The organism is Nostoc sp., assembly GCF_036917355.1.
Taxonomy (GTDB): Bacteria; Cyanobacteriota; Cyanobacteriia; order Cyanobacteriales; family Nostocaceae; genus Nostoc.
The window spans coordinates 12,200-26,113 of record NZ_JBALDP010000076.1 but is presented as its reverse complement, the minus strand read 5'-3'; the positions used below and the strand labels follow the sequence as shown (position 1 = coordinate 26,113).

Sequence of the window (13,914 nt, the reverse complement as noted above, 5' to 3'; positions counted from 1 at the left end):
ATGAAAATTCTAGTTCGCAAAGACGCAAATCGCCGTCTCTCAAAAGACTAATTATTGTAGAGACAGCGATTCATCGCGTCTCTTGCTTAACCGAACAGTATTGATAGTAAACCTCGTTAATATAGATTTTATTATAAGTAATCATCCTAACTTGATATAAAAACTATGGATTTAAAACTAGATGTGTTTAAAAGTTAAAACCATCGAAATACAATAAAATCTCCCCATGCTAAAAGCTAACCAAAATCAAAATGCACTACTAGCTCTGTTGTTACTTGTGCCAGTTCCGAGCATTGGTATTACAACTCAACTATACATACTCCCTGGCTTTCAAGGACATTTAGTAGCTTTATTAGCTAAAATCTGGTTGTTGATACTACCCATTATTTGGTTATTATTTGTTGATAAAGAGAGCTTAAAATTTGAATATCCTAAAAGACGCGATTTATTGGCTGGAGTCGGATTAGGGCTATTAATGCTAGGCATCATCTTGATTGTTTATTGGTTGCTAGGAGCAAAATGGATAGATGTTGAATATGTTCGCGATCGAGCAACGCAAGTTGGATTGAACAGTTTTGTGATTTACTTAGTAGGTGCAGTGTATTGGATATTTGTCAACTCTTTACTGGAGGAATTTGTCTGGCGTTGGTTTGTCTATCGTAAATGTGAAATTTTGGTATCAAGTCCTTTAGCTGTAGTACTATCTGCACTGTTTTTTACGATTCATCACATTGTTGGTTTGACAGCTTACTTCGACTGGCGTGCGACAATGTTATGCTCATTGGGGGTGTTTATAGCAGGGGCGGTTTGGTCATGGTGCTACTTAAATTATTCCTCAATTTGGCCTGGATACATCAGCCATGTTTTTGCAGATATAGCAATTTTCCTGATTGGCTGGCAACTTATATTTGCTTAAGAAAAATGTAATCAATATACAGCGAACTAATTAATCAATATCTCTCAAGATGATGTGTTTTTTGAAGTCGAAACTGATTATACCTTCTTCTTGTAATTTACCCATCAATCGTGTAATTGTCACTCTTGTGGTGCAGCAGGCGCTAGCAAAATCTTCGTGAGTAAAACGAACACTTAGGCGAGTTCCCTCTGGTACAGTTTCACCCACTTCTCGTTTCAAAAGTTGTAATAGGTGGTGCAAGCGTTCTTGTACTTTCCGTCTTCCACAAATGACCAAAAAAGATTCTGTTTGCTGTAACCGCTGATTAATTTTTGGTAAAAGCGTATGGCTCAGTGTTGGAGAAGCTGCTATCTCTGCCGCGTAAATTGACACTAACTCAACATCAGCGAGAACTGTTGCTTGATAAATGTTTAAAGATGTCAAACTAGAACCAAAAATCATTCCTGCTGTTGCCAATCCTATCAGCACTTCTTCACCCGTTTCACAGTAGGTAGTGAGTTTGACTAAACCCTGAGAAACATACCAAATTACTAATGGGTTGAGGGGAATAGTTTCTCCTTTAGCATATTTATGTATGGGGCGTAGTTTACCACCGTAGGCATCGCTGAAGATGTGATCGTCGTTCTTGACTATTGTTGATTCTAAATGCTGACGCTCATTTATATTACGCACCATCCAGTGCAAAGAGATTGCCTTACCTTGGTGATTGCGGATAACTGCCATTGTCAAAGCCGCATCAAAGAACTCGCCATAACGTTGCTGCAAACGTATCAATAACTCTCTAACTCTGTCTGATTGCGATAGCTGCATCAGTTCGTTGCGAATTTGCTGACGTTCTTCTAGAAGGACAAAGTTAACTATTGGTTTACCTACTAAAAAATGCTTGGAAACATTCAACAACTTAGCTGCGGTGAGGTTAGCTTCTTGGATAATTCCTTCTGTATTAGTCACTAAATAGCCGTCTGGCGCCAACTCGAATAAATCTTGGTAGTGTTGGCGTTCTGCCTCTAGCCAATTTCGTGTTTTTATTAGTTCCTCGTTTTGCTGATAAAGTTCCTCCGCCGCTAACTGTACTATCTTTGAAGTGTTATAGAGTTCCTTGAAAGCTTGCGGCAGCAGGTCTGGGGAAATCCAAGGTAGTACGCTAGCAGTTTCGTATAAATCTGCTAAACGCTTGTGCAATACTTCTGCGCGTTGGATAAATTTTTCTATGTTCACCTTAAATACCCGCTACTTGCTTGCAGAGGTTGAGCAAAAAAATCTACTAGGTAAATCCTTAAAAAAATTGCACCATTCCTAATTTTATTGAGTAATAAATTTAACTGGTTGTAAACTACAATTTTTATCCAATTGAGCTTATAAAACTACATTTATTTGAGGTTTTCAACAATTTATATCCCACAGTTGCTACAGATGGGCTAGTTTTTAAATGGCACGTTTAGCATTCAATCTAGATGCTCAAAGTAAATTGAATCTAGCAAATGACAAAGTGTCCATTGATAACTTTACGACACCCAGATACTTTTTTACAAGGGATCTTACGGTGTTTTGCTAAGTATTACTTCTACCTTTGGTGGTAAACTCAGCTAAATATAAGTGCCAACATCTGCTGATTTAAGATTATGCTAATTTTTTACTAAACTGATAAGCCAGTCCAAATAATGACTAGCAAAGAAATTAGCTCGGATACCGCAGTCAAAAAGCCCTGTATCTCAACCTTAATTTCTGGCTGTTATTGTTTAACCTGCTTTGTCATTTCCCCAATGAATGATTTAGTGCTAATGATAATTGTTTCCATTGTTACTAAGAATAACTGATAAGACTTTCCCAAACTTCCATCACAAGAATCAAGCCAGTACCACCAAAGACATAGAATCTAAGTTAAGTTTGTTTGTGTTCCTGAATACCTTGTCTATTAATAAAATTCACAACTTCTTAAAAAGTTCGGAATCTGAGCCTTTAGATTTTCAAATTCATTATGGGGCTATCTGGCATAGGCAAGAGTAAAACTACCCAGAACAAGCAATAGTCGAACTACTATATCTAGAATTGCAAAGATAGATATTAATAAGTTAAAAATATTTGTATACAAAAGCACGTATTAACTTAATAATTATCCGCCTCTTTAGTTAGAGGATAAATGAAGTAGTAAGCTGGTGTAATTTAACAATGCGTAACAGCTAATCAACGCGCAAGTTATGAGGAGTGATGGGTGAGGTGTCAATGCTATAAAATCTCATCACTCCTTTTTACTTACATCAGTTTATGAGCTACTAACGAATGCCATCATTATCAATGGCGCTGTAGCTATCGCTGGGAAAAAGCCCCAACCAAGGGTCAGAACTAGGAGTTAAAAATAGTTGTCCGTATACTTGTTCGTTGAACGCTTCCACACTCCTTGTTTGCTTACCCTGCATAAACCATTGATGAATTTGGCTGTGCAGCATATATTCATTTCTGACTGTATCTAAAGCCATTGTGGCTTCAAATTTTTTCACTATTATCGGCAAATTATCTTCTTGAGTGTTGACAGACTGAGACTTTTTAGCTCTGATTAGAGAAATGCTATTTCGATCTAGCTTGACATCGGCGGCATAGAGTTGAGCAATTTTGTCCCAAACTTTCTGGTCAGTAATTTCAGCTAAGGCATTTTGATTCCGTTCAGCATTAGACTGGAGAGCAGTTAGCATTGGCGTTTCAACTCTCATTTTAGAAACTGCTAGAGAGCTTGCTATTTCTGCTGTCGGTGGTTGACTGGGATTGCTGGGAATTTCTACCAACTTAGGGGGAGACTGGATACCCAGGCGGGATAAATCCGCAACCCATTGGGCTTGAATAGAATTTAAGCGATCGCTGTGGTATTTTCTTAAATAAGACTCGCGATCGCTTGGTGTAAGTTTACTGTAATTTTTTACTGCTAATTCAGCCTGCTGTAGCTGTTGCAAAAATGCTTTGGGACTATATAACCCTGGAATAGCATCAATTGGACGACCCGATGCATCCAATACATAATGAATGCTATTGCCTGTAATCGTTCGCTCCAACTTGCGTCCGTCGCCAAAATCAATAGTTACTTTGGGTACAGGGCGCACTGATTGCCAATGCAAAATAAAGCGGTCTTGAAGCAGTTTAGAAATTTCAACATTCGGATACAGCGCTACCCTGAAGAACCTACTATTAGCACAACTCAAATCTTGATCCAACCTACCCAATAACCGCAGAGATAGAATGGGTTTACCACTGGTTCTAGCAGCAGCTTTGGCTTGTTCTATATCAGTGTACCAATACAAACGAGATGCGTAACAGTCTCGTTGTTGACAAAGTTCGTCTAAAGCTACCCGAAGTGTAGGAGAAGGTAGAACTGCTCCTGAAGAAGCGGAATTTAACGTATTAGCATGGGATTTAAGAAATACTTCTAATCCTTTTGGGCCCTGTTTCCGAAGTACAGAAACTTCTTGAGATAACTTGGAGGTTTCAGCTACAGGAGTTTGAGCATCAGCTATCTGCAAAAAACCGAAGCTGACTAGGATGAGTGCGAAAGGATATTTGCAGGTTCTAAATTTCATATATTTTCAGGTATTTTCAAGAAAAATAGGGTGTGTGAGTGGGGAGCATCCGGTTTTGGCAACAACAGAAAGAATTTGGTTGATACTCTCAAAATTCCACTGTTAGCCAGAAATTTTAATCCTAGCTTATCGCCTTTCTCATCGCTTGCATTAAAGTATTATTTTATACAAGAAAACTAATAATCCGAAAATGTTTACGACAAATCACCCCGTCTAAATTGCACTGTTAGGCGGGGTGGTGGGGAGTTAGACCTCTTGCAAAAATATATTTTTGCACTCTTAGGGAAAAGGGAAAAGGTTAAAGGGAAAGGATTTTGAGTTTTTTTACCCTTTTCCCCGCCCCTAATACCCAGAGGGGGCCTCACGTTCCCCTTTACGCCAACTTTTGCAAGAAGTCTACTCTTTAATTGGGGGCTAGAGACGAAACCCAAGATTGACGTTAGTTTGTTGGGTTGTGCTAAAGAGCGCGATCGCTTATTTATGAGATGCTATCAGTAGCTTAGTTTCTTAATCTTCTTAATTGGGTTGTGCTGCACAAAAAAAAACCAACAAGTCGTTATATTGAAACCGAGAAAACTAGGAATCGTCTGACAAAAAGAACTGTCGAAGTTTTTGATGATTTGAATGGAATTGATCCGTTCTGGGTAGGAATTAAGGCTTTAATTCGAGTTGAAAGAACTGGAACGCGAGGCGGTAAACCATATCATGAGGTGTTTTACAATATAAAACTATCCCTCTCCAACTCGGAGAGGGATAGTTTTGGACTTTAGTTCTAGTAGTCCGCTAACTCAACAATGCTTGGTTTGTAGTGAGCGCTAACCTGGGGAAACGCTTCGCGAACAGCGCTCAAATCAAGGACTAAAGTCCTTACTACGAAGTTATTCACCCATTAAAGTTAGTGTGGTGGACTACTAATTAGAGAGTTTTGTCGAACTCACATTAAGATACCGTTATCATAGGGTGCTTTAAACTTTAGTGTAATGCACCCTATTAGTAAATCAAGTGTCTCTCAAAAGTGCTTATTTTACAGCAGCAGGGATCTTTTGAGTTTTAGTAGTACCCGCTTTGCCATTCTCTGCTTTAATTTCTGCTACTTGCAGATGAGCTTCTAAGAACCAGAGTCGTTTGTCAATGGTACGAGAAACTTCGGTGTAAAGATCGGCGGTATCAGCATCGCCTAATTCATCAGTTTTAGCGATCGCTTCTCTAATATGTTTAGCATAGATTCCAAAGCGATCTGACAACGCTGTTACATGGTCTTTACCATCCAAAATATCTAAAGGATATTCTGGCAAAATGGAATTACTAGCTGCGGCGCGGGCTGTTCCGAAAGCGTATCCGCCTAAAGCTGTGACGCGTTCAGCTATCAAATCGATGAACTCTTCTAATTCCCCAGCAATTTCATCAAATAATAAGTGTAGCTGATAGAAGTCAGTTCCTTTAACATTCCAGTGCGCTTGCTTTGCTTGGGTTTTTAGATCCGAAGTAGCTGCCAAGCTTTGGTTGAGAAGTACCACGATTTGCACTCGCGCTTCAGCGGGAATGTCAATACGAGTGGGATACAAACGTGATGTAATGGTGTTGTCGCTCATAGTTCTACGTTAATGCCTTTTGCATCTAACTTTACAGATTTTGGTTGGCTGTGCGAAACTCTCTGACGACAGATTATATTAATGGCTGAATGTGTTACTGTTTATGACTATTGGTCAAATACGATGGTTTTCTATGGTATTGAATGTACCACCGAAAAGGCGATCGCGAATGACATCATTGTGCAAAAAGTCATGGGGAAAACCTAGTTCAATTTGACTAACTTCATCTAAGCGTTGCAGATGTTCTGGCGAAAGTGTGACTTCTATTGAAGCTAAGTTATCTTGAAACTGCGTTAACTTACGTGCCCCAATAATCGGAATAATCACACCACTTTGAGCGCGTAACCAAGCTAATGCTACCTGTGAAGGTGTATGGCCAATTTCTGCCGCAACTTGACTAACAACTTCAGCTATTGCTAAATTCTTCTTAGAAATCCCTCCGCCCAAAGTTTCGAGTCGTCCTTGTTCAGCGCCTCCTTGAGGAGAGCGATTATATTTACCTGTCAACACACCACCACCCAAGGGCGACCACGGTGTTACTGCTAAATCGAAGGCTTTAGCCAGTGGTAGCAAATCTCGTTCTGGTGTCCGCTGAATCAAACTGTACTCAATTTGTAGGGCTACAAACTGCGTCCATCCTTGATAATGGGCGATGGTATTAGCTTGGGAAACAATCCAGGCGGGTGTATCAGAAATGCCGATGTAAAGTACTTTACCTTGACGCACTACATCATCAAGCGATCGCAAAACTTCTTCAATCGGTGTTGTGAAATCCCAAGCGTGCAACCAGAATAAATCAATGTAATCGGTATTCAGCCGTTTCAGGCTACCTTCCAAAGACTGAATCAAATTCTTGCGATGGTTTCCACTGGCGTTAGGGTCGCCTTTTTTGTCATTCATCCGCAAGGGAAAGGAATATTTTGTTGCAACTACAAAGCGTTCTCGTTCTCTAGCAATCAACTCGCCGACAATTTTTTCACTGCTACCATCGGTATAACCGTTGGCGGTATCAATGAAATTTCCCCCTGCTTCTGCATAGCTATCAAAGATTTTCCGACTTTCGTCAACAGATGCACCCCAACCCCAATCTTCACCAAAGGTCATGGTTCCCAAGGAGAGTTCAGAGACTCTTAACCCGCTTTTGCCCAAGAGTTTGTATCTCATGAATATTTTCTCATTAATGAAAAAACTAAGCAAATACCATTCCAAAGGCATGATAACTGGAAACTGGGAGCGATGTTTGACTTAATACATTGACCTGTTATGTTAAAACATCGACCTGTTATGTTAATGCATCGACCTGCTATGTTAAAACATCGACCTGTTATGTTAAAACATCGACCTGTTATGTTAAAACATCGACCTGTTATGTTAAAACATCGACCTGTTATGTTAAAACATCGACCTGTTATGTTAATACATCGACCTGTTATGTTAATGCATCGACCTGTTATGTTAATACAGCCTCGTTTTACTTCGCACTTGTTTAGTCAGACAAGAGCGATGCCTACGGCGGGCTATGCCTACGCAATTAATTCGCTACCTCATGGTAGTTTTGCTTGATAATACCTTCGTTACAATAAGCCTACGTCAAGTCAAAACATCATGACCTACACCTCGCCCAAGCTACTCACCTTTGAGGAATTTATTGCTCAATATGGTGACAATACACGCTACGAATTAATCGACGGGCAATTAAGAGACATGGAACCTACAGGGCCACACGAAGCTATTGCAGGTAATATTGCTGGTAGAATCTATGTCGAAATCTTTTAATTCTAATTTCAACTGGCTAGTTCCAAAAACTTGTCTGATTAAACCACCTGCGGCTGAAGCCACAGTACTGCGTCCTGATGTAATTGTTTTAGATAAAGCAGAACTTAGTAAAGAACCACTCTGGCAAAAAGAACTAATTATTTGTAACGGTAATACAATCAAACTTGTTGCTGAAGTTGTGAGTACTAATTGGCAAGACGATTATGCAAGAAAAGTGGAAGAATACGCTTTTCTTAACATCCCAGAATATTGGATTGTGGACTTTCGTAGCTTGGGTGGTTTGCAGTTTATCGGCAATCCCAAACAACCAACCTTTACCGTTTGTCAGTTAGTTAATGGTGTGTACCAGCAACAACAATATCGCTTAGGAGATACTATTTATTCTGAGGTCTTGCCAAATTTACAACTTAAGCTAGACGACATTATGCATATTTGAAAAATGAAATTTTTTTGGCGATCGCTACGGTTTTCTAAGCTAGAATACCAAAGTTGTGTTTTAGATACATCCGAAAATTCAATTGCCAAAGAGCCGTTATTTTTATGAATTACTACGTAATCTACGACGGGAATTGTAATCTCTGCGTTACCCTAGTGCAATTGCTAGAAACCTTAGACCAAGGAAAGCTGTTTCGCTACAGTCCCATGCAAGATGAGCAGACACTTTTACAGTGGGGAATTTCAGCCCAAGATTGCGAACAGGGAATGATTTTAATTGATGGCAATGCTCCTCAGAGACGTTGGCAAGGCAGTAATGCAGCTGAAGAAATTGGGCGCTTATTGCCAGCAGGAAGTATATTTGTAGACGCTTATCGAGCATTACCGGGAATGAAATGGGCAGGCGATCGCTTTTACGAGCAAATCCGCGATAACCGCTACGCAATCTTTGGTAAACGTTCTAATACATATCAATCATCGTACTGTGTAGATGGTAGCTGCAAGCCAACTTAAGTTAAATAGGTAGCTAGAAACCTTAGCTACACGAGGCTTTACCTACCTCCTGTCCCCTGCTCCTCTGCCTCTTTGGTCATTAGACAGAGTTTATTTTAGTCAAAAATCCGCCTCCAGATGCTAGCAAAAAGTCTGCTAGACCAACCATTATGCTATCTGGCGTGTTTGTAAACATTGTGCAATCAATGACATTTGCGATCGCCTACGGCGGGCGGTTACGCCATCGCGCCACAATTTGGCACAACAAAGAATCTGACGGGAGGATACTGCGTGAAAATAGGTGCTCAATACTTGGGGAACGGAGAGTGTGAATTTACAGTTTGGTCTCCGCTATTAGATAGCGTCACAGTAAAAATTTTGACGCCAGAACAGCAGTTAATTCCGCTCAAGCCTCAATCTGAGGGATACTGGCACACGAAAGTCAACGATGTGTATCCGGGTACGCTTTATCGGTATGTCTTGAATGGCCAAGACAACTTTGCCGATCCGGCATCGCAGTATCAACCGGAAGGGGTGCATGGGCCGTCGCAAATTGTCGATCCTTCTTTTGAGTGGACTGATGAAGGATGGGCGGGTATTCCTGTAGAGTCGATGATTTTCTATGAAGTTCACGTTGGGACATTCACGCCGGAAGGAACTTTCACCGCCATCATTCCCCGTTTACCAGAACTGAGGGAACTGGGAATTAACGCCATTGAAATCATGCCCATCTCCCAGTTTCCGGGAGACACTCATGTTGAGGCAACTCTTGCATATCGCAACTGGGGCTATGATGGCGTTTATCCTTATGCTGTCCAAAATTCCTACGGTAGTCCAGCCGAACTCAAGCAACTGGTAAATGCTTGCCACCAAAATAATATTGCTGTTGTGCTGGATGTGGTATATAACCACTTTGGGCCAGAAGGCAACTATATGAGTCAGTTCGCGCCCTACTTTACTAAAACCTATAAAACGCCGTGGGGCGAAGCGCTGAATTTCGACGATGCCCATAGTCAGGGTGTGCGAAATTATTTTATCGAAAATGCGCTTTACTGGTTAGGCGAATTCCATATAGATGCATTGCGGTTGGATGCCATTCAAGCAATTTACGATTTGGGAGCCAAGCATTTTTTATGGGAATTGGCGGAAGCAGTTCATCATTTCTCACAACAAGGGCAAAAATGGAAGCGCCATTTAATTGCCGAAAGTGACTTGAATAATCCGCAAATAATTCGTCCGGCAGAATTGGGTGGATATGGTCTTGATGCTCAGTGGAGTGATGATTTTCACCATTCATTGCACACACTGTTGACAGGCGATCGCCAAGGATATTATCAAGATTTTGGGAAATGTGCTGATTTAGCAAAAGCTTATAGCGATACTTTTGTCTACGATTGGAAATACTCGCCCGATCGCAAACGATTTCATGGCGTATCTTGCCGCGATCGCTCTTTGTCACAGTTTACAGTCTGCATTCAGAATCACGATCAAATCGGCAATCAAATGAAAGGAGAACGCCTCACTCAGCGGATCTCTTTTGAAGGATTAAAGTTAGCCGCTGGCGCTGTGCTGCTATCGCCCAACTTACCCTTGTTATTTATGGGAGAAGAATACGGCGAAACTGCACCCTTTATTTACTTTGTTAGTCACTCCGATCCCGATTTGATTCAAGCAGTTCGAGCCGGACGCAAACAAGAATTTGAAGCATTTCACTATGCAGACGATCCCCCAGATCCAGAATCGGCAGAAACTTTCCTTAAGTCTAAACTTAATTGGGAATTACGCAATGAAGGAAAGCACAAAGTTCTCTGGGATTGGTATCGTCAGTTAATTAATTTACGCAAGACACATCCAGCACTTCTCAACCAAGACCGCAATTTCATCGAAGCGACTAGCGATGAAGAAAAGGAAGTGGTCATCGTGCGGCGTTGGTGCGAATCGAGTGAAATAATATTTGTGATGAATTTCAATTCGTCTTCGGTGACAGTAACTTTGCCAAGTCAACACGATGTCCATAAAATATTAGACTCAGCAGATACCTCATGGTCTGGGCCTGGTTCTAAAGCTGCCGAACATCTATCTGCGGGACAAGAACTGACAGTCAAAGCTACCAGTCTAGTCCTGTATGAAGGGGGATGAGGGAGTTAACAATTCAAAATTCAAAAATAAAGAAGATAAGGGGGAGAGTTAGAATTTAAAATTTCAAGCTCAAAGGTTCAACGTTCAAGCTCAGAGGTTCAGCGTCCCTTATCTCCCTCATCCTCCTCACTCCCCAGTAGAGACGAGATTAATCGCGTCTCTTCCCACTCCCCATTAGAAACAAAAAAATATGCGAATTCCCACCGCCACTTATCGAATTCAGTTTACACCTCAGTTTGGCTTTGACAACGCTAAAGCGATCGCAGCTTATCTAGCAGATTTGGGTATTTCTGATTTATATGCCTCCCCCATTTTTAAGGCAAGATCGGGGAGTACACATGGCTACGATATAGTAGATGCCACTCAACTTAACCCAGAACTGGGAACTAATGAGTCCTTTGATGCATTAGTGGCTGAAGTTCAATCCCTTGGTATGGGCTGGTTACAAGATATTGTGCCCAACCACATGGCCTATAGTAGCGAAAACGATTACTTGATGGACATATTGGAACACGGCCCAGATTCCAGTTATACCGACTACTTCGACATTTCTTGGAATGCTCCCTTTGGCGATCGCCAAGAGCGAATTCTCGCGCCACTACTGGGAGATTTCTATGGTACATCCCTAGAAAACGGACACATTCAACTGCAATACGAACAGAACGGTTTAACTGTCAACTATTACAGCTTGAAATTGCCACTCCGTTTAGAATCTTACACAAAATTTATCACCTATAATTTAGGAAAACTCACCCGCACACTGGGACGCAATCACCCCGATTTTATTAAGCTTTTGGGGATTCTCTACATTCTCAAAAATGTCCCTTCAGAAGTGGCGGGTAAACAGCGACAAGACCAGATTGCATTTATTAAAGGATTAGTTTGGGAACTTTACACCACAAACGATGCCATCCGTGAGTTCATTGACGAAAATATCGAAACTTTCAACGGAGAACCCGGTAATTCCGAAAGCTTTAACCTCCTAGATGAATTACTAAAAGACCAGTTTTACCGTCTTGCTTTCTGGAAGGTTGGCGCGGAGGAAATGAATTATCGCCGTTTCTTTACTGTCAACGAACTAATTTCCGTTAAAGTTGAAGAAGTGCGGGTTTTTAATAATACTCATAGCCTAATTCAAAAGCTAGTTGAGGAAGGCAAATTTACAGGTTTACGCATCGATCATATTGATGGACTTTATAACCCAATTCAGTATCTCGAAAGGCTGCGAGAAAAAATGGGTGATGTTTATATCACTGTGGAAAAGATTTTAGAACTGACCGAAGAACTACCAGAAAATTGGGGAATTGAAGGAACATCTGGATATGACTTTCTAAATTATGTAAATGGCGTATTTTGTCAATACGAAAATCAATCACAGTTCGATAAAATATACCATAACTTTATCGGCTCACGAGTAGATTATGCATCAGTAGTCAAGGATAAAAAGCACCTGATCCTCGAAAAGAATTTAGCAGGTGATATTGACAGCTTGGCTCTTTTATTAAAAAATATCTCCAGCAAATATCGCTATGGCAATGATTTTACGCTAAATGGATTAAAAAGAGCGATCGCTGAAGTTTTGACACTGTTCCCGATTTACCGTACCTATATTACGCCCGATGGAATTGGAGATAGCGATCGCGCTACCATTCAAGAAGTAATCCGCCAAGCTAAAGAAGAAACGCCCCTGTTGCAGCACGAACTGACCTTTATTGAAAAGTTAATGCTGCTAGAGTTTGATAACTCTCTGACTCAAACAGAACGCGAACAGTGGATATATTTTGTCTTGCGAATGCAGCAATACAGCGGCCCCCTAATGGCAAAAGGCGTCGAAGACACGACATTATATGTATACAATCGCTTGCTGTCGTTGAATGAAGTTGGGGGTAATCCCGGTCATTTTGGGATTCCAGTCACCAAATTTCATGCCTTTAACCAACAGCACCAAACAACCTGGCCCCACACAATGAACACCACCGCCACCCACGATACCAAACGCGGCGAAGATGTGCGGGCCAGATTGAATGTCCTCTCAGAAATCCCCGATGAGTGGGATCGGCAGGTAAATACTTGGAGTGCCATTAATCGCGGACATCGTAGCCATCGCCACGGCTTCGCTATACCCGATCGCAACGATGAGTATTTTCTTTATCAAACCCTGGTAGGGGCGTTTCCTTTTGCCGAACACGAACATGCATCCTTCGTGGAACGAGTGAAGGATTATATAATAAAGGCAATACGAGAGGCGAAGGTGCATACAGCCTGGTTACGACCCGATAGCGAGTATGAAGAAGCTTGTACCTCCTTTATTGAGAAAGTACTCGATCCTGCTATATCCGGGGAATTTCTAGAAGCCTTTCGTCCATTTCAACAGCGAATTGCAGAGTATGGTATCTTCAATTCCCTTTCCCAAACTCTACTAAAGATTACCGCGCCCGGCGTACCCGATTTATACCAGGGAACGGAACTTTGGGAACTGAGTTTAGTCGATCCAGATAATCGCCGTCCCGTGGATTTTGAACAGCGACGTACTTACTTAAGCGCCATCCGCGAACAGGTAAAAACAGACATACTCGGATTAATTCAGGAGTTACTAAACGACAAAACAGACGGTAGAATCAAACTGTTTTTAACGGCTCAATTACTCCAAGCCAGAACAAACTATGTCTCATTATTCCAGGACGGTGATTATTTACCCTTAGAAGTTCAGGGAACCTACGCCAATCATATTATCGCCTTTGCACGGCGGGAGGGAAATCAAACAGCGATCGCGATCGCGCCTCGCTTTTTAACCAGCCTCATCCAGCCAGGAGACAATCCCTTGGGCGAGTCAGTTTGGCAAGATACGCACCTCCAACTACCCCCCGGAACTTCCCCCACCTGGAAAAACATCCTAACTCAGCAGCCCTTACACACCACAGAAACCCTATCTATCGCAACAGCCCTCACCCATTTCCCAGTTGCCCTCTTAATCAGTACTGCCGAGTAAAAACAAAAA

9 protein-coding genes and 1 pseudogene are annotated in these 13,914 nt (G+C 41.4%); 6 read left to right on the top strand and 4 right to left on the bottom strand.

Annotated features, from left to right (window positions below; genetic code table 11):
- Positions 1-226: 226 nt before the first annotated feature.
- The gene (locus tag V7K53_RS24905) at positions 227-916 is read left to right on the top strand and encodes a CPBP family intramembrane glutamic endopeptidase (protein ID WP_335200208.1); all 690 of its coding nucleotides are present in this window, start codon (positions 227-229) and stop codon (positions 914-916) included.
- 30 nt (positions 917-946) lie between these two features.
- Here V7K53_RS24905 and V7K53_RS24900 read toward each other — a convergent pair whose 3' ends face one another.
- Complete coding sequence (locus V7K53_RS24900; RefSeq protein ID WP_335200207.1) at positions 947-2,134, bottom strand: helix-turn-helix domain-containing protein; 1,188 nt, start codon at positions 2,132-2,134, stop codon at positions 947-949.
- 1,055 nt (positions 2,135-3,189) lie between these two features.
- Positions 3,190-4,482 (bottom strand): hypothetical protein, encoded by a 1,293-nt coding sequence (locus V7K53_RS24895; RefSeq protein WP_335200206.1) that lies wholly within the window; start codon positions 4,480-4,482, stop codon positions 3,190-3,192.
- 527 nt (positions 4,483-5,009) lie between these two features.
- Between V7K53_RS24895 and V7K53_RS24890 the strand changes: the two genes are divergently transcribed.
- Positions 5,010-5,252, top strand: a complete 243-nt coding sequence (locus V7K53_RS24890; protein ID WP_335200205.1) for a hypothetical protein — start codon at positions 5,010-5,012, stop codon at positions 5,250-5,252.
- A 249-nt stretch (positions 5,253-5,501) separates the two neighbouring features.
- On the opposite strand, the gene dps is transcribed toward V7K53_RS24890, so the two are convergent.
- Positions 5,502-6,074, bottom strand: coding sequence for a DNA starvation/stationary phase protection protein Dps (gene dps / locus V7K53_RS24885; RefSeq protein WP_335200204.1), 573 nt, complete (start codon positions 6,072-6,074; stop codon positions 5,502-5,504).
- Between the two features lie 114 nt (positions 6,075-6,188).
- Positions 6,189-7,238, bottom strand: a complete 1,050-nt coding sequence (locus tag V7K53_RS24880) for an aldo/keto reductase (RefSeq protein ID WP_335200203.1) — start codon at positions 7,236-7,238, stop codon at positions 6,189-6,191.
- Positions 7,239-7,679: 441 nt separating this feature from the next.
- Between V7K53_RS24880 and V7K53_RS24875 the strand changes: the two are divergent.
- The 4 genes and pseudogenes from V7K53_RS24875 (at position 7,680) to treY (ending at position 13,905) form a co-directional block, all read left to right on the top strand.
- Positions 7,680-8,286, top strand: a pseudogene (locus V7K53_RS24875) (Uma2 family endonuclease).
- A gap of 104 nt (positions 8,287-8,390) precedes the next feature.
- A complete protein-coding gene (locus V7K53_RS24870; protein ID WP_335200202.1) occupies positions 8,391-8,798 on the top strand; it encodes a thiol-disulfide oxidoreductase DCC family protein in 408 nt (135 codons plus the stop codon).
- A 270-nt stretch (positions 8,799-9,068) separates the two neighbouring features.
- Positions 9,069-10,916 (top strand): malto-oligosyltrehalose trehalohydrolase, encoded by a 1,848-nt coding sequence (treZ, locus tag V7K53_RS24865; protein ID WP_335200201.1) that lies wholly within the window; start codon positions 9,069-9,071, stop codon positions 10,914-10,916.
- 190 nt (positions 10,917-11,106) lie between these two features.
- The gene (gene treY, locus V7K53_RS24860) at positions 11,107-13,905 is read left to right on the top strand and encodes a malto-oligosyltrehalose synthase (protein WP_335200200.1); all 2,799 of its coding nucleotides are present in this window, start codon (positions 11,107-11,109) and stop codon (positions 13,903-13,905) included.
- Positions 13,906-13,914: the final 9 nt, after the last annotated feature.